Here is a 17,233-nt window from a genome sequence, read left to right as displayed (position 1 = left end):
GGGGCAGGGCGCCGGGGTGGCCGGGGCCCTGCCCGTGTGGCGGCTCAGCGCCCGCCCAGCTGGCCGCGGCGGTACTCGCCCTGGCGCTCGAGCATCCAGCCGGGGTACTCGGCTGGCAGCGCGCTGACCTGGTCGAGAGTGGCCAGTTCTTCGGCGTTCAGCTCGACCTGGGTGGCGGCGATGTTGTCCTCCAATTGCTCCAGGCGCTTGGCGCCGATGATCACGCTGGTCACCACTTCCTGGTGCAGCAGCCAGGCCAGGGCCACCTGCGCCACCGATACGCCCTTGGCTTCGGCGATGCCGCGCATGGCGTCGATGCAGTCGTAGGCGCGTTCGCGGTTCACCGGCGGGAAGTCGAACTGGGTGCGCCGGCTGCCGGCCTCGGCCTCGCCGCTGCGGCCATACTTGCCGCTGAGCAGGCCGCCGGCCAGCGGGCTCCAGACCATCAGGCCGACTTTCTCGCTGCGCAGCAGCGGCACCAGTTCGCGCTCCAGGTCGCGGCCGGCGATGCTGTAGTAGGCCTGCAGCGACTCGAAGCGGGCCAGGCCGAGGCGCTCGGCGGTGCCCAGGGCCTTCATGATCTGCCAGGCCGCCCAGTTGGAGACGCCGACGTAGCGCACCAGGCCCTGGCGCACCAGGTCGTCGAGGGCGCGCAGGGTTTCCTCGATCGGCGTGGCCGGGTCGAAGCCGTGCACCTGGTAGAGGTCGATGTGGTCCAGTTGCAGGCGCTCCAGGCTGGCCTGCACGCCGCCGGCGATGTGGTAGCGCGACAGGCCGCGGGAGTTGGCGCCGCGGGTGCCGGTCTCGCCGAACACCTTGGTGGCGACCACCACGTCCTCGCGGGGCACGCCGAGGTTCTTCAGGGCCTGGCCGGTGATGACCTCGGAGCGGCCCTCGGAATACACGTCGGCGGTGTCGATGAAGTTGATGCCGGCCGCCAGGGCCGCGCCGACCAGCTGCTCGGCCTCGGCCTGCTGCAGCTTGCCGATCTGGCTCCACAGCTGGCCTTCGCCGCCGAAGGTCATGGTGCCCAGGCAGAGTTCCGAGACGAACAGACCGGTGTTGCCGAACTTTCTGTAGCGCATGGCGAGCAATCCTCGGGAAGGGGCAGGGAAGGCGCCGCTGCCTCGCGCAGCGGCGGACGCCACCAGTATGGGCGCCGCGCCCTGTAAGGACGGCGCTCGATGCTGCCGCATTCTTGCCTATTGCTGCTGGCGCCCGCCTCAGGCCATGGGCGGCAGGCGGCGCTTGACGGGGGTCTTCTTGACGATGGCGGTGCTGGTCTCGGCGTAGGCGTTGAGGCGGTCGAGCAGGGTGTCCAGCTGCTCCATGTCGCGCACGCACAGGCGGGCGACGAAGCAGTCGTCGCCGGTGATCTTGTCGCACTCGGTGAACTCGGGGATGGCCTGGATCTGCCGTTCCACCTCGTGCAGCCGGCCGGGCAGCGGGCGCACGCGGACGATGGCCTGCAGCAGGTAGCCGAAGGCCTTCGGGTCCACCTCCAGGGTGTAGCCGCGGATCACCCCGCGGTCCTCCAGCTTGCGCAGGCGCTCGCCGACGCTGGGCGCGGAGAGCCCGCTGACCTGGGCCAGGGCCTTGAGCGACAGGCGCGAGTCTTCCATCAGGGCGGCGATCAGCAGTTGGTCGATTTCGTCGGTCATTTTCGGCTCGTTAGGCGATTGCGGGCGGATGCCTTGATAGTAAAGGCGATATTTGGCGGATGCCTTCCGTTTGCGATGGAAGGGCGGGGTGATGCCTTGTCATGCTGTAGGCACACCTTGCAGGAGGAAGCCCCATGGACAAGTCCTTTCAACGCGGCACCCTGGAGATGACCGCGGCCATGCTGATCTGCGGCACCATCGGTTGGCTGGTGCTGGTGTCCGGCCAGCCGGTGCTGGACGTGGTGTTCTGGCGCTGCGTGTTCGGCGCCGCCACCTTGCTGGTCGCCTGCGCCCTGCTCGGGATGCTGCGCCCGGGCGTGCTGAGCCTTTCCGCCTTCGGCCTGGCGCTGCTCAGCGGGGTGGCCATCGTCGGCAACTGGGTGCTGCTGGCCGCGGTGTTCCTCGGCGAAAAGCTCAGCGCGCGCAAGCTCGGCTGGCTGGGGCTGTCCTTCGCCGGCATGCTGGCCATCGTCAGCGCCCACGGCAGCGGCGGGCCGGGCAGCGACTACCTGGGCGGCATCGCCCTGGCCCTGGGCGCGGCGCTGCTGTATGCCTTCGCCGCGCTGATCGTCAAGCGCCTGCAGGCAGTGCCGCCGCATGTGATCGCACTGGTGCAGGTGTGCAGCGGCGTGCTGCTGCTGGCGCCCCTGGCCAACCTCTCGGCGCTGCCGCAGCAGCCGTCGGCCTGGGCCTGCATGGCCACCCTTGGCATCGTCCATACCGGGCTGATGTACGTGCTGCTCTACGGCGCCATCCAGAAGTTGCCGACGGCGCTGACCGGCGCGCTGTCGTTCATCTACCCGGTGGCGGCGATCCTGGTGGACTGGGTGGTGTTCGGCCACCGCCTGGGCCTGGCGCAGTGGCTGGGCGTGGCGGCCATCCTCCTGGCCGCGGCGGGCATGCAGCGCGACTGGGGGCTGCCGCGGCGGCTGGCTGCGCGCTTCGCGTTGCGTGGGACGGATTACGGAAAGCGCTGAGGCGTGGGAATTTTTCCCGAGGCGGTGACTCCAACTCCCACCAAGTCACGCCATGGGTGAATGATGAACTACAAGCTGTTGCCAATGATCGGTGTCGCGGTGCTGCTCGGCGCCTGCGGCGGCAAGGAGGCGGAGGTGTGCGCCAGCAAGGACATGCGCGACCAGTTGGTGAAGGTGTTCACCGACGGCCCGCTGTCCGGCCGCGGCGACCTGCTCAAGGACGTGGAGCTGCGCGACGCGGCCATCCTCGAGAAGGACCCGGACAGCGGCGTGCTCGAATGCGTGGCCACCTTCCGCGTGCCGGTGGGCCAGCAGGTGGTGCAGGGGCCGCTGGAGTACCGCATCGCCCCGGCGGCCAAGTCCGATCATGACTATCTGTTGCTGTTCACCAAGAGCGAGCGGGCGTTGGCGCTGGCCGACCGGATTCAGCGGGTGTTCCCGGCGGCGGGGACGTCGCAGTGATGATGGGAGTGTAGGAGCGAGCTTGCTCGCGAACCTCCTGGCGGTTGCGGTGTATCGGTTGCCTCCGTTCCCTCACCCCAGCCCTCTCCCGGAGGGAGAGGGGGCCGTTTGGCGTGAGTGGTGAATCCAGAGTCAGCCTGAAATGCCTGTCTATCCCAGCGTTCGCGGGAATGGTGAGGGTAGGAGCGAGCTTGCTCGCGAAGGGTGCCTTGCGACTGCGGTGTATCGGTTGACTCCGTTCCCTCACCCCAGTCCTCTCCCGGAGGGAGAGGGGGCCGTTCGGCGTGAGTGGTGAATCCAGAGTCAGCCTGAAACGCCTGTCTATCCCAGCGTTCGCGAGAGTGGCGAAGGGGAAGGATGGTGCCTGACCTCCAGGCCGCTCAGGACAGCCCCCTCTCCCGCTTGCGGGAGAGGGTTGGGGAGAGGGTGTTCTTGAGCCTGGCACTTCACGCCACCGGCAAACTCCATTCGCGAGCAAGGACCAGGCGCCCCCTCGCTCCTACGAAAAGCCGCGCTCGCCTGCAACGTAGGCGCAACTGTCTTGGCGGCTGCGCCGAAGCGCTTTTCGCAGGATGGGTTGAGCCTTGGCGAAACCCATGCGGTGGTGATGGGTATCGCTTCGCTCAACACCATCCTACGAAAAGCCATGCTCGCTCATCCGCGAATCACGCCGATATCACCGGCTATCGCGGACGCGCAGGCAACTGCCAGCCTCTGCAGTGGCCCGAACGCCGCACAAACGAAAAAGCCGCTCCCCCATGAGGAGGAGCGGCTTTTTCATCAGCGCCTTTCGGCACCCGCTCAGGCAGCGTTGCCGTAGCGGGCCTGTTTCTTCTTGACCTGCTGGCGGCACGCGTCGCCGAAGGCCTGGAAGATCTTCACCGAATCGGGGTTCTTCAGCGCCTGCCATTCCGGGTGCCACTGCACCGCGAAGAGGAAGGGCGACAGGCTCGGCGCGTGGATCGCCTCGACCAGGCCGTCTTCGGCGTGGGCGATGGGCTCCAGGCCCTTGCCGAGGTTCTTCAGGCCCTGGCCGTGCAGCGAGTTGACCTGGATCGAGTCGGTCTGCAGCAGCTTGTGCAGCCAGGTGTTCTGCGCCACGCGCACGCTGTGCGCCGGGGCGTATTGCACCTCGACCGGGTCTTCGGGGTTTTCCCGGTGGTCGTTGAAGCCGGGCTCGGCGTAGACCTTCTGGTAAATGTCGCCGCCCAGCGCCACGTTGATTTCCTGCATGCCGCGGCAGATGCCGAAGATCGGCAGGCCACGGGCGATGGCGGCCTTGATCAGGGGCAGGTCGAAGAGGTCGCGCTGCTTGTCCTGGGCCTTGCCGGGGGTTTCGTTTTCCTGGCCGTAGAGGGCCGGATCGATGTTGCTGCCGGCGCCGGTGAGGTAAACGCCGTCGGCCATGTCGAGGTACTGCTCGAGATCGTCGATGCCGCAGCAGGTCGGCACCAGGACCGGCACGCAACCGGCGATGTCGGTGATCGGGGTGATGTACTTGTGGGTCATCACCTGATAGTCGTGGCCCTTGCGTTCCTGGGCGCCCATGGACATCAGGACGACGGGCTTGCGGAGTTTCTGATTGTTATTGCCAATGTTGCTGTTGGACATATGTCACCTTGGGACAGGCTCGGCCTGTCGTTTATGTGCAGGCGCGGCCGGGAGGGCGCTACCTGGGGCTCCGAGCACTGCCGTAGCGGGGCTGGAAGCGCCCGCAAACGGTCGAAGCCTGCCCATCAGCCTGCCAGAGCCGTAAAATATGTCAAACAATTTCGCTTTCGATCGTTAAAAATAATGGCCGAAATTCATGGCGATTTCATTTTCAAGATGCTGTATTTAAAGGATTTTTTCTTTAATTCGATAAATATCGGTCCATTATTTTTTACGGATCAGGCCTTTCCGTGAAAATTATACTGAACATTTTCACGGAAAATCGCCGGGCACGCGCCGGCCGCACCCTTGAGCGGGCGCCGCGTCTGAAGCTTTCCTGCGGGGCGCTGGCGCCCGGCTGGTCAGCCGGGCAGTTCGACCTTGCCGGGCGGCAGCGGCGCCTTGGCCGGGTCGCCGCTGAAGGCTTCCACCCGGTTGCGCCCGCCGTGCTTGGCGGCGTACAGGGCCACGTCGGCGTTGCCCACCAGGGCTTCCTGGCTGGCCACCGGGCCCTGGGCGGTGGAGGCCACGCCGATGCTCACCGTCAGGTGGCCGCGGGCGGCCCAGGCGTGGGGCAGTTGCAGGGCCTCGACGGCGGCGCGGATGCGCTCGCCGATGGCGCAGGCGCTGGCCAGGTCGGCGCCGGGCATGACCACGGTGAACTCCTCGCCGCCGAAGCGCGCGACGAAGTCGCAGTGCTCGCGCACGTTGTCGCGGATGGCCTCGGCCACGCGGCGGATGCCGACGTCGCCGGCGAGGTGGCCGTAGCCGTCGTTGTAGAGCTTGAAGTGGTCGATATCCAGCATCAGCACGCTCAGCGGCTCGGCGTGCCGTGCGCAGCGGTGCCATTCGCGCTTGAGCGTCTCGTCCAGGTGGCGCTTGTTGGCGATGCGGGTGAGGTCGTCGGTGCGGCTGAGCACCGCCAGCTCCTGGTTGGCCAGCGCGTACTTGTGCGCCAGCACCTGGTGTTCCCAGGCCAGCTTGAGCGCCTCGTTGAAGCGGATCTGCAGGCGCCGGCCCATTTCCGCGATGAACGGGCAGACCACCCAGGCGGAGACCGCCAGGAAGGTCGCCTGGGGCTCGGGGTCGCGGAAATAGGCGATGCCCAGGAAGAAGAACATGGGCACGTGGAAGGCCAGGTGCGCCGGCCAGTAGGACACGTTGCTCATGGCCACCATCACCGAGGCCAGGGCGATGCAGCCGTAGATCACGTCCTCGTAGGGCGTGCCGTAGCTCATCAGCCAGATGGCGCCGATGCCCCAGGCCAGCCCCACGGCGCCGCACTGCAGCATGGTCAGGCGCGCCCAGGTCTGCGGCGCCAGGCGCTGCGGGTTGCGCCGCCAGGCGTACACCAGGCCCAGGCGCACGCTCATCAGCAGCACCAGCACGGCGAGCCACAGGCAGCGCCCGAGCAGGGGCGCGCTGGCATGGTAGACGCCGAACACCATGGTACCGGAGAACACGTTGCCCACCGCGGTGGACGGGCTGGTGGAGAACAGCGTGGCGACGCGCTCGGCCAGGTAGTCCTCGGCGGGGCGCTCGGGCAGCGGTGGCGGGTTGGTGTCGGGGTAGGCGGTCATGCCTGGGCTCCTGGGTGCGCCCCGGGACGGTGCGGCGGGGGCGGGCGCAGGCACGCGCCGGCCCGGCGCGCTGGCGCCTCGGTCCATGGCGGTGCGCTTGCCCGGCCCGACCGATGGCTTCCGTTGCGCGGGAAAATGCAGTGATGTCTCGGCGCCATCATGCCTGGAGTACGATGGGAATTCGAGCCCGCGGACGACGGAAGGCAGCGCCGCCGGGCGGGAAGCGGAAAGCGAGACGCCCCCTCTCGCTGGGCGAAAAGGGGGCGTTTTTCTTGCCATTGCACCATCCTGGTGCGTTATCTCCCGGGTGCGGCTTACTTGCCGGTCTTGATGGTGGTCCAGCTGCGGGTCATCAGGCGCTGGGTGTTGGCCGGCAGGTCCGGGAAGGCGTACAGCTTCTTCATCACCTCTTCCTTCGGATAGATGCCCGGGTCGTTGCGGATTTCCTCGTTCACCAGCGCGGTGGCGGCAGCGTTGCCGTTGGGGAAGGAGGTGACGTTGCTGATCTCGGCGATCACCTGCGGCTCGAGCAGGAAGTTGACCCACTGCAGCGCGCCTTCGGGGTTCTCGGCGTCCTTCGGAATGGCCACGGTGTCGAAGAAGGCGCCGGCGCCTTCCTTCGGAATGTTGTAGAGCACGTGGACGTTGTTCTTCGCTTCCGCGGCGCGGGCCTTGGCCTGGTAGACGTCGCCCGAGTAGCCGACGGCGACGCAGATGTTGCCGTTGGCCAGGTCCGAGATGTACTTGGAGGAATGGAAGTAGGTGATGTATGGGCGGATCTTCTGGTACAGCGCGGTGGCCGCCTTGATCTCCTTCGGATCATTGCTGTCGGGCTTGTAGCCCAGGTAGTGCAGGGCCGCCGGCAGCATCTCGGTGGGCGAGTCGAGGAAGCTCACGCCGCACTGCTTGAGCTTCTGGATGTTCTCGGGCTTGAACACCAGGTCCCAGGAATCCACCGGGGCGTTGTCGCCGAGCACGGCCTTGACCTTGTCCGGGTTGTAGCCCAGGCCGATGGTGCCCCACATGTAGGGAATGGCGAACTTGTTGCCCGGGTCGCTGATCTCGAGGGTCTTCATCAGGTCCGGGTTGAGGTTCTTCCAGTTCGGCAGCTTGGACCTGTCCAGCGGCATGTAGACGCCGGCCTTGATCTGCTTGGCGAGGAAGTTGTTCGACGGCACCACCACGTCGTAGCCGGACTTGCCGGCCAGCAGCTTGGCTTCCAGCACTTCGTTGCTGTCGTAGACGTCGTAGACGACCTTGATGCCGGTGGCCTTGGTGAACTTGTCGACCGTGTCAGGGGCGATGTAGTCGGACCAGTTGTAAACGTGCAGCACTTTGTTGTCCGCCTGCGCCATACCAGCCACAGCGCCCGCCAGAGTCACGGCGAGCAGGGTCTTGCCGAAGGTCTTGAACATGCAGGTTGCTCCGATTTTCTTCTATCCGTGCGTAAGTTGGGTCTTCCGCACGGATCGACAGCAAGAACCATTCCCGATAATGGCGCCCGGCCATTCCCGGGGCGCAGGCCCCCGGCGGCTCTAGCCTGGCGCCAAGGGGCGGGAGGAGGGCTGGCGGGCGTGGCGACGGAATCCCGGCGCGGGCTGTTACAAGGCGTACCGTCGTGCCAGGTGGCTCAATCGAGCCGGTAACGCGCGAGGTCCTGCGCGGAAAGCACGCGCATGCGCCCCGGCTCGATGGCCGCCATGTCGTCCAGCAGGGCGACGGGCACGTCCATCTCGCGCAGATAGGCGGCCGGGCTGTAGCGGCTGGCGCCGTCGGCCAGCCAGGAATCGCCGCCGGGGAAGTAGGGACGGTGCAGGCCGACATAGCCGCGCACCCGCCGCGTGTGCCCGGCGGCCAGCAGGTAGACGCAGGTGCCCTGGCACACGCTGTTGCGCGGCACCCAGGTGTCGAACCCGGCCTCGCGCAGCAGCCGACCCATCTTGATGGCCTCGCCCAGGCTGCCGCCGATGGAATCGAGCAGGGCGATCTTGCGGGCGAACTTGCCGGGGTTGCGCTTCAGCCCCTGCAGCAGGCGCTCGTAGTCCCCCGGCGCGATGTCCTCGGTGACGCGCACCGCCAGGGTGAGCCCCAGCGACTTGTTCTGCACCGGCGCAACCTCGACCCGCGCGAACGCCGCCGTCGAACACAGCACCGAAAGGCCGAACACGGCCGCGCGCACCAGGGTATTGCCCATGAACCTGCCTCGCCTTGAACCCAGCGGGAAATCGATGGGAGCGGAAGATACCGCCGATGCTGGCATTTGGCATCCCCCGGCACAGCCGAATCGGCGAATGCGCCGAAGTGCAGCACCAAGGCTTCACTCCGCCCGCGCCTTCTGGTAAAAAGGCACCCCCAAGCGGGCGTCGTATAATGGCATTACCTGAGCTTCCCAAGCTCATGACGAGGGTTCGATTCCCTTCGCCCGCTCCACTTCAGCTTTCCATGGTGTTCCAAGGACGTCCATGGAGTGTTGCAAGTCATTGTCACGGTTCGATTTTTTCGGAATCTTCGATCCAGTGACGTCCAGCGAAATCCACTGACAGCCGGTCAAAACCGGTACATTAGGTGGTACATCGCAATGCGGAGCTTCCCAGTTCCGCATTGTTGCTGGGGGAGCCGGGGCCCAATGGGAAACATGGCACTCAACTCGCTTTCAAGGAGTTGGGATCATGCTTTCGGACCTCACGGTTCGCCAGGCCAAGGCGACCGGCAAGCCGTACACCCTGGCCGACGCAGACGGCCTTTCGCTCTTTGTTTCAGCCACCGGTGCAAAGGCGTGGCACTTCCGCTTCTCGTGGGGCGGCAAGCGCGACCGCATGTCCTTCGGCACGTATCCAGCGCTCTCGCTGAAGGACGCCCGCGCACTTCGCGATGAAGCCCGCTCGCTGCTCGCCAAGGGCGTCAATCCCCACAGCGAACGCAAGCGCAAGCGGCACGCGATCGTCCTGGCCGGCGAACACACCTTCATGGCCGTCTACGAGCAATGGTTGGCTCATCGCCGTCTCTCGCTGGAGGAAGGACGGCAGACCAGCCTGGAGCAGATCGGGCGCGTCTTCAAGAAGGACGTGTTTCCGTCGCTGCGGCACCTGACCATCTACGAGATCACCCGTGCGCACCTGCTGGACATCATCGGCAAGGTGGAAAAGCGCGGCTCGCTGTCGGTGGCCGAGAAGCTGCGGACCTGGTTCACCCAGTTGTTCACCTACGCCACGGTGGCGATCCCCAACATGGGCGAGAACCCGTCCAGGGACCTGGAAGTGGTCGCGTTGCCTTTGCCGCCGGTCGAACACAACCCGTTCCTGCGCATGCACGAGCTGCCGGCCATGCTGCAGACGCTGCGCAAGTACCGCGGGCGCCTGAACACGCAGTTGGGCTTGCGGCTGTTGATGCTCACCGGTGTGCGCACTGGCGAACTGCGCTTCGCCACGCCCGATCAGTTCGACCTCGACCGGGGCCTGTGGATCATCCCCGTGGCCAGGCTCAAGCAGCGAAAGCTGCTCACCAGGAAGAAGCGCAAGCGCATCATCGACATCCCGCCCTACATCGTGCCGCTGTCGGTGCAGGCGCAGGAGATCGTTCGCCACCTGCTCGACAACTTCAAGCCGGCCCAGGTTCATCTCATTCCCGGCGACTGGTGCCTGAAGAACCCGATCAGCGAGAACACGCTCAACGCCGCGCTCAAGCGCATGGGCTACGAGGACCAACTCACGGGGCACGGCATCCGGGCAACTATCTCGACGGCGTTGAACGAACTCGGCTACCCGAAGAAATGGGTGGACGCCCAGCTTTCGCATGCCGATCCAGACAGGATCAGCGCGACCTACAACCATGCCGAATACGTCGAGCAGCGCCGCGTCATGATGCAGGACTGGGCCGATCGCCTGGACCTGTTTGAGCAGAATGAGGTCGAGGTTGCCAGCCGGCATCTGACCATCACGCTTCAGGGCCTGCCGACCATTGCCGGCCAGGCGACGGTGCAGCCGCCGGTGCTCGACCTCACCGCGCCGCAGCTGATCGTGACCGCGCCGGCGCCCGACAAACCCGAAGCGCCGGCATCGGTGCAGCGGCTGTCGGCCGTGCGCATGCCCGAGTACGCACGGCCGCGCCTGTCGGACGCGCAGCGTGAACGCCTGCAGGTGCTGGAGATCTTCGAGGCGCCGCACAACCTCTCGGTGGCGGACTACGCCAGGCTCGCGGGCAAGTCGCGCCGCTGGATCACCTACGAGATCCAGGCCGGCAACCTGCTGTCGATCCACATGGGGCATCGCGGGCAGCGAGTGCCAGACTGGCAACTCGATCCGCTCAAGCGCAGGCTGGTCCAGTCCGTCCTGAAGCAACTGCCACGGGGCATCGACACCTGGGACATCTACCACGCTCTCCTGCGCTCATATGAGGCCCTCGGGACACGGCCGGCCATCGAAGCCGTCAACCCAACGAACCTGCACCTTGCCGCGCGGCTGGTGGCCGCACAGTGCATGCAGGCGAGCGAGCCAGTCGTGACGACCGAGTTTCCTGAGCAGGTCCGGCAAAGCGTGCAGCGGCTGGTGCGCGAAGCAGTCGCTGCCGATGTCGCCGAAGCGACGCCCGGAGACTGATCAAGCCAGGGTCGCGCCGAAGTTCGGTCAGGCGCTTGCCTGGAGCGATTGGAAGAACCGCTCCAGGTGGGTGCTGTCCGTATTTCGACGGCTCAGGAAGTAGGTGGTGAGCGTCAGCGCGCCCTCTTGCAAGGGACGCTGGACAACGCCAAGGGAACGATGGCCCTCGATGCGGGCGGCGGGTGCCAGGCAGACGCCGTAGCTGGCGGCCACCAGGGTCATCATCAACCCGAACGATGTGGCCGTCGTGACGTCCGAGGGGAAGACGCCGGCCGCCGTCAGCAGCGTGTCGATCTGCCCGCAGTAGCCCACACAGTCGCGGGCATCCAGGGCGATCCAAGGGTGGTCGGCGGCCTGCTCCAGGGACACTGACGCGAAGGCCAGCAAGGGGTGATGGGCAGACACGGCCAGTGCCAGCGCATCGCGCCAGACGGGGCGGACATCGATGCCTTCAGGGGCTGCGGGCGACTGGCAGAGGCCCGCCTCGAAAGCCCCCGCGAGCAGTCCTCGATGCAGGTCCTCCAGGCGTTCTTTATGAAGGCGAATGGGGTGGTCCGGATGGCGCCGGCGATGTTCCGCCATCGGCACCGACAACCGGGGATAGGCCAGGCAGTCCGACAGGGCAATGTTCAAGGGCTCGGAAGCGATCATCGTGTCACCTGTACAACGCCGACACTGGAAAAAACCGGGCGCGACCGGTTGATGAGATAAGTTTAACGTGGTTTAAATTCGCTTGGCGCGTGACGCTTCTGTTGATGCAGAAGCGATCGGTGCAACGCGGCAGACCCGCAGGGACAAGAACCTATGAAAGCGAGCCAGCGCGCGCTTTCGGCGTTGCCGTGCGCGAGGCACGGACCGCGCAGGGGCTGGCCCAGGAGGTGCTCGCGGAACAGGCGGGCATCGCCCGGTCGCACATGGGCAAGATCGAGCGCGGCGAGCACATGCCCACGCTGGTGTTGATCCTGCGGATCGCGAAGGGGCTGGGGTGCTCGGCCGCGGCACTGATGGCCGCGACCGAGGCGCAACTGTCCGAGGAAGAGAACGACGCCGAATAGCCATGCCGTCATGGCGGTGAGGCGTCAACAACGTTCTTGTACGTCAAGGTTGTGACTTGCCAGGCGTTCATTGCCACCTCGCATTTGACACGCGACCTTTTTCGTAACATCATTTGTTTCATGAAAAGAGACAGCCGCCTCTCGTCTGTCCTGCATGCGCTGCTGCACATGGCCGAGCAGGATGGACCCGTTACCTCAGAAACCTTGGCGCTATGCCTGGGAACCAACCCGGTCGTCGTTCGGCGCACGATGGGATACCTGCGGCAAGCGGGGATCGTCACCTCCGAACGAGGTCACTCAGGAGGATGGCGTATCCACGCCGACCTTGGCAGCGTCACCCTGCGTCAGTTGCACGAAGCCCTGGGCGAGCCGGCGACGTTTGCCATCGGCAACCGCAACGAGACACCGGAGTGTCTGGTCGAGCAGACGGTCAATGCGGCACTCGAAGGCACGTTTGCCGAAGCCGAGGCGCTGCTGCTGAAGCGGTTCTCGGAAATCACCCTTGCCGATCTGGCCTCTGACTTCGCACGCCGGCATGCGGCTTTACGACATTCAAGGAATCAATCATGAATCACGATGTGATCGTCGTCGGCGGAAGCTACTCAGGAATGGCCGCGACCCTGCAACTGGTGCGCGCACGCAGGTCAGTGCTGGTGATCGATGCGGGCCAGCGGCGCAACCGCTTCGCCAGCCATTCACACGGATTTCTCGGTCAGGATGGTGTGCCGCCAGGTGAAATCGCTGCAAACGCACGCCGCCAGCTTCAAGCCTATCCAACGCTGACCTGGCTTGAAGGTCGGGTGGAAGCTGTCGCCGGGCAGGCGAATGAATTCACCGTCACGACGGCTGATGGCGAGTCGCACCTGGGGCGACGCATTCTGTTGGCGACGGGGGTGACCGACCAGCTTCCAGCCATCGACGGGCTCGCGCAACGCTGGGGGAAGACGGTTTTTCACTGCCCGTACTGCCATGGCTATGAACTTGGACAAGGCCGCATCGGCATCGTCGGTGCCAGCCCGATGTCCATCCATCAGGCTGAACTGCTCACGGATTGGGGGGATGTCACCTTGTTCGTCAACGGTGCATTGGAACTCAATGAGGAAATCAGGTCCACTTTGGAACGCCGAGGCGTGGTCATCGAAGAGGCGCGCATCGACAAAATCGAGGGGCATGCCGACGTGACATTGGTGGACGGAAGGCGACTGAGCTTTGCGGGCCTGTTTGTTGCAACGCGAACCGTTCCCTCCGACCCTTTGGCCAGGACAATCGGCTGTGCACTGGAAGAAACGCCCATGGGCATCCAGATCCGCACGGATGCCGAGAGCAAGACCTCGGTGCCTGGGATCTTTGCCTGCGGCGATGTCGCGCGGGCACCGCATTCGGTGTCGCTGGCCGTGGGCAACGGTGCCATGACCGGCGCCCAGATTCACCGATCACTGCTTTGGCCCGAGACGATCGAGCCAGCACAAGCGGAAGGCCGCGCTCGATGACGTCGTTCTCCGACCCGACGGCGGTATCGGGTTATGCGGAAAGAACCGCGAGGATCGTGCCGGGCCTGCGCGACCTGCACCGGATGGCGGGCGTGCTGCTGGCCGAACGCGCGCCGGCCGACGCGCGCATCTATATCGACAGCGCCCCCAAGGGGCCCTTCGATGGCGCGACCTGCCTGCTGACACTGCATTTCCTGCCGCCAGCCGAGCGGCTGAAGACGCTGCAGCAAATACACCTGCGACTCAAGCCCGGTGCGTCCCTTGTCGTCACGCATCACAGTTTTCCCGGCGACGATCCCGTCAGGGACAGATGGCTCTCGCGCAATGCGGCGTTTGCGGCTGCTTCCGGCGTACCAGTGCGTCAAGCCGAAGGCAGCATCGCGGCGATCAAGGAACGGCTGCCCGTGCTTTCGCCCGCGCAGGATGTCGATCTGCTCCGCGAGGCTGGATTCACGGACATCGACCTTTTCTATTGCGCGTTCACCTTCAAGGGTTGGGTCGCCCATCGAGCATGAGGGGGATCGACGATGCAAGACATAGGGTCGGCAGGTGCGTTGCCCGTGTGTAGCGAGGAGACTCTTAGCCACGCACCAGGGACAGGTAGGGGTTGTCCGGCGGGACTTCCGCGAACAATGCCGAAGGCGCCATCAACAGATAGCCGTGCAACCGCCGCGACTTGCGCGGCCCGGTGACTTCGCAGGTCCAGATGTTCAGGCCGCTGTCCTGTTTGCGGTGCAGTCCCAGCTTCTCGAAGCGCTTCTGCACCCATTGCCAGTCGTGCAGATTGTCCTGCCGGGCCAGCACCTGGATCTCCGGATGTTCCTGCGCGTAGCGCTGGAAAACACCGGGGCTGACCAGGTACGCCGTGCCATCGACGGTATGCACCAGTGCCTTCGCGTCGTTGATGATGAGCTTGCGCGACTCGATGCCTTGCCTGAGCCAGGCGATGAAGGCTTCCCCGAACGGCGTGGCCTTCGCGGGAGCCGGCATGGTGGCAGGACTGGTCGGCGCCAAATGGGTCACTGTCGCAGGTGCGGCGGTGGATGGTGATGGCGGTTCCGCGCTGGCGGACGATGCACTGGTGGTGGCTGCGTCGGACGCATCGAGCATCGACAGCAGATCGGAGACCGGGTCCGCGATCCCTGCCGGGCAATCCGCTACCCCAGGGGACGGTGAGGTGGCCGGGATACCGGAGGGGGTCGACGCGTCATCTTCGCCAGGGAGGGGCTCTTCCGTCGTGACCGTGCCAGCGAACGATGTGGGACGCTCTCCCGACTCCCAGATCAAGGCCGGCGACAGGCGCAGGAAGGTAAAGCTGTGCGACCAGCCTGTGCCGCTCGTGACGGTCGCCCGCCAGATCGCCTTCCCATCCGGGGCGGGCTGCACGATGCCATGGTCCTGGAGCACCGTGAAGACGGCAGTGTTGTTCGATGGAATGCCTTCGATGCCCTGCGACAGGAGGTGCGCGCGCAGCTTGTCGCTGACCGTCTTGCTGACGAGCCAGAGTGCGTCCTGGGTCAGCCATCCATCCGACGGGCCGCCGGGCTGGTTCAGCTTGAATTCCTCGCGCAGCAGGTAGCGCAGGCCATCGAGCAGCTTGCGCTGCAGCGCATGCTTCGGCGCCGCCATGGCCCTGGCCGGATCACCGCCGAGCGCCAGGGCCACCGATGCCTGGTCGGCCTTGATGACCAGTTCGCCCAGCGTGCCGGCATGCTCGTATTGGCCCGCCAGCACGTACAGCAGCGCCGACCACAGGTCCTGGTAGTCGCTCAGCCAGTCGAGGATGCCGGCATCGAGCACACGGGTGTAGAGCAGTCCCGTGGCGGCGCCATGCAGCCGGTACTCGCGATCCGTCCGGTAACGAAAGCGGTACGGCTGCCGCAGCGGCCCGTGCCAGGGGTGCCAGACCAGGCCATCGGCCTGCTCGACGTGCAGGTCGACCGCGATCTTGCCAATGTCGTGCAGCAACGCGGCGTAGGCGGTCCCGGCGGTCCAGGCCTCGGCTTGCGCGGCCTGGGCCTCGGGCGAGGCGCCGGCTGGAAGCAAGTGGGACTGCCTCAGTTTGAGCGCGTAGGCCACGATCTCCAGGCCGTGGTCCAGCATGCCGCCCGGCCAGGCGTGGTGATGTGCCTCCGAGGCCGGGAACGCCTGGACCAGTTCGGCGTAGCGCTCCAGCGGCGCCAGGTACAGCAAGCGGAACTGCCGACGCGACAGTGAGGTGCGCTGCCAGATGTGTTCCAGCAGCCGCTGCCGGCGCGGCTCTGCCAGCAGCGCTGTGGCCGACAGCGGTGGCGTGAGCCCTGTGGGCTCGACGGGAGGTGGCGCGGCGGCGGTGGTCAGCGGCACCCGTTTGCGCTGGAACAGCGAAAGCATGGCGGCATCCTGGTGATGGCTGGCCGGAGGAGCCTTTAGCCTTTTCGGGTAGGGCCTTTCCCCTTGAGGCCATTCCCTTGCTCCTTCCCCAGCCCTTTGGCCTTCGACAAGCCCTTTGGTATAGGGGCAGTCGGCTTCGTGTGCCGCAATCAATGCGGAGCCCGTGCGCTCCAGGATCGGGCGGAACAAGCACTGTGTTTTCACCGGACCAGGCTGTTTCAGCCGGCGCTGAAAGCGCAGCAAGCCGTGAAAACCTTGAGCCCCAAGGCATGCTTGTCGAGAATGAAGTAAGGAAGTAAGATTTCCTTTGAAACTTACGGAGACTCCCATGCTTGCCAAGCTCACTTCGAAAAATCAGATCACGCTGCCCAAGGCGGCCGTGTCCGGCGTGGATGCGGCGGAGTACTTCGACGTGACCGTCGAGGGCGGCCGGATCATCCTGACGCCGGTGCGGGTCCAGAAGGCCCAGGCCGTGCGCGAGAAGCTGGAGCAACTCGGGATCACCGAGCAGGACGTCGAGGATGCCGTGGCCTGGGCGCGGCGCTGATGCGCAGGGTCGTGCTCGACACCAACATCGTGCTGTCGGCGCTGGTCTTCAATGCAGGACGCCTGGCCTGGATACGCCATGCCTGGCAGCAACAGCAGTTGCAGCCGCTGGTCTGCCGGGAGACGGCCAGTGAACTCCTGCGCGTCCTGGCCTATCCCAAGTTCAAGCTGTCGACCTTGGAACAGCAGGAGTTGCTGGCGGACTTCCTGCCCTACGCCGATGTGGTGGAACTTCCGGCACCATGGCCAGACCTGCCGGTCTGCCGCGACGAGAAGGACCAGGTGTTCCTGGTGCTCGCGCATGTCGGCAAGGCGGATGCGTTGATCACGGGCGATGCGGACATTCTCGCCATGCGAGAGGACTTTCCCGGCCTGATCATGACCGCCGAAGCATTCGCGGCGCGGCAGGGATGAAGGAGACCGGCACCGCCTTGCCCAACGACCGTGGAACGACCATGAGGTAGCCGACCATGAAGCACACCGCACGCATGACCACCGCAGCGCGACTCGGCCGCTGGCTGGGCGGCGTATGGCGCGGTTGGCTGCGCGCGGAGCGTCGGGTGCATCGATGGCTGATGGCGCAGGGACTGCCGGTAGGCGGTGCAACGGTGCTGACCTGGGTGATAAAGCTGGCGATCCTCGGTGTGCTGCTGTACGCCGCATTCTGGGTGGCGCTGATGCTGGTTGCCGTCGTTCTGGCTGCCAGGATGGCGGAGCAGGCGCCGCAAGGCGACGATGATTTCCTCGGACGCAGGGCCGAAGAGCAGGATCATCGCGAAAGCCTGTTCTACCACCCTGCGTCGTACAACGATGATCCTGACCCGCGGTTTGAAGACGACTGACT

19 protein-coding genes and 1 tRNA gene are annotated in these 17,233 nt (G+C 65.6%); 12 read left to right on the top strand and 8 right to left on the bottom strand.

Annotation, left to right across the window (positions count from 1 at the left end; all coding sequences use genetic code 11):
- Positions 1 to 44: 44 nt before the first annotated feature.
- Both PM1_RS24315 and PM1_RS24310 read right to left on the bottom strand, forming a co-directional pair.
- Positions 45 to 1,085, bottom strand: coding sequence for an aldo/keto reductase (locus tag PM1_RS24315; RefSeq protein WP_009618067.1), 1,041 nt, complete (start codon positions 1,083 to 1,085; stop codon positions 45 to 47).
- Positions 1,086 to 1,223: 138 nt separating this feature from the next.
- Positions 1,224 to 1,661: an Lrp/AsnC family transcriptional regulator gene (locus PM1_RS24310; protein ID WP_009618069.1), complete on the bottom strand. Its 438-nt coding sequence runs from the start codon at positions 1,659 to 1,661 to the stop codon at positions 1,224 to 1,226.
- Positions 1,662 to 1,795: 134 nt separating this feature from the next.
- On the opposite strand from PM1_RS24310, the gene PM1_RS24305 reads away from it, so the two are divergent.
- Both PM1_RS24305 and PM1_RS24300 read left to right on the top strand, forming a co-directional pair.
- On the top strand, positions 1,796 to 2,638 hold the full coding sequence (locus tag PM1_RS24305; RefSeq protein WP_009618071.1) for a DMT family transporter: 843 nt from the start codon (positions 1,796 to 1,798) through the stop codon (positions 2,636 to 2,638).
- Between the two features lie 60 nt (positions 2,639 to 2,698).
- Positions 2,699 to 3,100, top strand: coding sequence for a hypothetical protein (locus tag PM1_RS24300; protein ID WP_009618073.1), 402 nt, complete (start codon positions 2,699 to 2,701; stop codon positions 3,098 to 3,100).
- 801 nt (positions 3,101 to 3,901) lie between these two features.
- Here the strand turns inward: PM1_RS24300 and PM1_RS24295 are convergent.
- Positions 3,902 to 4,711, bottom strand: coding sequence for a gamma-glutamyl-gamma-aminobutyrate hydrolase family protein (locus PM1_RS24295; RefSeq protein WP_009618075.1), 810 nt, complete (start codon positions 4,709 to 4,711; stop codon positions 3,902 to 3,904).
- Here PM1_RS24295 and PM1_RS24290 point away from each other — a divergent pair.
- Positions 4,622 to 5,005: a hypothetical protein gene (locus PM1_RS24290; RefSeq protein WP_242935551.1), complete on the top strand. Its 384-nt coding sequence runs from the start codon at positions 4,622 to 4,624 to the stop codon at positions 5,003 to 5,005. The genes PM1_RS24295 and PM1_RS24290 overlap by 90 nt on opposite strands.
- A gap of 107 nt (positions 5,006 to 5,112) precedes the next feature.
- Here PM1_RS24290 and PM1_RS24285 read toward each other — a convergent pair whose 3' ends face one another.
- From PM1_RS24285 to PM1_RS24275, 3 genes are all read right to left on the bottom strand, one after another.
- Complete coding sequence (locus PM1_RS24285) at positions 5,113 to 6,330, bottom strand: GGDEF domain-containing protein (protein ID WP_009618077.1); 1,218 nt, start codon at positions 6,328 to 6,330, stop codon at positions 5,113 to 5,115.
- Between the two features lie 314 nt (positions 6,331 to 6,644).
- Positions 6,645 to 7,745, bottom strand: coding sequence for a polyamine ABC transporter substrate-binding protein (locus PM1_RS24280; protein WP_009618079.1), 1,101 nt, complete (start codon positions 7,743 to 7,745; stop codon positions 6,645 to 6,647).
- Between the two features lie 215 nt (positions 7,746 to 7,960).
- Positions 7,961 to 8,524: a COG3904 family protein gene (locus PM1_RS24275; RefSeq protein ID WP_009618080.1), complete on the bottom strand. Its 564-nt coding sequence runs from the start codon at positions 8,522 to 8,524 to the stop codon at positions 7,961 to 7,963.
- A gap of 162 nt (positions 8,525 to 8,686) precedes the next feature.
- Between PM1_RS24275 and PM1_RS24270 the strand changes: the two genes are divergently transcribed.
- Positions 8,687 to 8,760, top strand: a tRNA-Gly gene (locus PM1_RS24270).
- Between the two features lie 239 nt (positions 8,761 to 8,999).
- Complete coding sequence (locus PM1_RS24265) at positions 9,000 to 10,925, top strand: tyrosine-type recombinase/integrase (protein ID WP_009618082.1); 1,926 nt, start codon at positions 9,000 to 9,002, stop codon at positions 10,923 to 10,925.
- A gap of 27 nt (positions 10,926 to 10,952) precedes the next feature.
- Here PM1_RS24265 and PM1_RS24260 read toward each other — a convergent pair whose 3' ends face one another.
- Positions 10,953 to 11,576 carry a LysR family substrate-binding domain-containing protein gene (locus PM1_RS24260; RefSeq protein ID WP_009618084.1) on the bottom strand — a complete coding sequence of 208 codons (624 nt, stop codon included), beginning with the start codon at positions 11,574 to 11,576 and terminating at the stop codon, positions 10,953 to 10,955.
- A gap of 104 nt (positions 11,577 to 11,680) precedes the next feature.
- Between PM1_RS24260 and PM1_RS24255 the strand changes: the two genes are divergently transcribed.
- The 4 genes from PM1_RS24255 to PM1_RS24240 all read left to right on the top strand — a co-directional run bounded on the left by PM1_RS24255 (position 11,681) and on the right by PM1_RS24240 (position 13,985).
- Positions 11,681 to 11,980 (top strand): helix-turn-helix domain-containing protein, encoded by a 300-nt coding sequence (locus PM1_RS24255; protein WP_009618091.1) that lies wholly within the window; start codon positions 11,681 to 11,683, stop codon positions 11,978 to 11,980.
- A gap of 120 nt (positions 11,981 to 12,100) precedes the next feature.
- On the top strand, positions 12,101 to 12,550 hold the full coding sequence (locus PM1_RS24250; RefSeq protein WP_009618094.1) for an Rrf2 family transcriptional regulator: 450 nt from the start codon (positions 12,101 to 12,103) through the stop codon (positions 12,548 to 12,550).
- Positions 12,547 to 13,470, top strand: coding sequence for an NAD(P)/FAD-dependent oxidoreductase (locus tag PM1_RS24245; RefSeq protein ID WP_009618096.1), 924 nt, complete (start codon positions 12,547 to 12,549; stop codon positions 13,468 to 13,470). The genes PM1_RS24250 and PM1_RS24245 overlap by 4 nt, the downstream gene beginning before the upstream one ends.
- Complete coding sequence (locus PM1_RS24240; RefSeq protein ID WP_006489022.1) at positions 13,467 to 13,985, top strand: class I SAM-dependent methyltransferase; 519 nt, start codon at positions 13,467 to 13,469, stop codon at positions 13,983 to 13,985. The genes PM1_RS24245 and PM1_RS24240 overlap by 4 nt, the downstream gene beginning before the upstream one ends.
- 64 nt (positions 13,986 to 14,049) lie before the next feature.
- On the opposite strand, the gene mobH is transcribed toward PM1_RS24240, so the two are convergent.
- Positions 14,050 to 15,843 carry a MobH family relaxase gene (gene mobH / locus PM1_RS24235; protein ID WP_009618099.1) on the bottom strand — a complete coding sequence of 598 codons (1,794 nt, stop codon included), beginning with the start codon at positions 15,841 to 15,843 and terminating at the stop codon, positions 14,050 to 14,052.
- 328 nt (positions 15,844 to 16,171) lie between these two features.
- Here mobH and PM1_RS24230 point away from each other — a divergent pair, with 328 nt between their 5' ends.
- Genes PM1_RS24230 through PM1_RS24220 form a run of 3 tightly spaced genes read left to right on the top strand, consistent with a single transcriptional unit; the run spans position 16,172 to position 17,231 of the window.
- The gene (locus PM1_RS24230; protein WP_009618101.1) at positions 16,172 to 16,390 is read left to right on the top strand and encodes an AbrB/MazE/SpoVT family DNA-binding domain-containing protein; all 219 of its coding nucleotides are present in this window, start codon (positions 16,172 to 16,174) and stop codon (positions 16,388 to 16,390) included.
- A gap of 11 nt (positions 16,391 to 16,401) precedes the next feature.
- Positions 16,402 to 16,803 carry a putative toxin-antitoxin system toxin component, PIN family gene (locus PM1_RS24225; RefSeq protein WP_230584641.1) on the top strand — a complete coding sequence of 134 codons (402 nt, stop codon included), beginning with the start codon at positions 16,402 to 16,404 and terminating at the stop codon, positions 16,801 to 16,803.
- Between the two features lie 56 nt (positions 16,804 to 16,859).
- Positions 16,860 to 17,231: a DUF3742 family protein gene (locus PM1_RS24220; protein WP_009618105.1), complete on the top strand. Its 372-nt coding sequence runs from the start codon at positions 16,860 to 16,862 to the stop codon at positions 17,229 to 17,231.
- Positions 17,232 to 17,233: the final 2 nt, after the last annotated feature.

The sequence above is a fragment of the Pseudomonas sp. M1 genome, from assembly GCF_022760135.1.
Taxonomy (GTDB): domain Bacteria; phylum Pseudomonadota; class Gammaproteobacteria; order Pseudomonadales; family Pseudomonadaceae; genus Pseudomonas; species Pseudomonas citronellolis.
The sequence above is the reverse complement of the archived record's forward strand: the minus strand, read 5'-3'. Positions and strand labels throughout refer to the sequence as shown.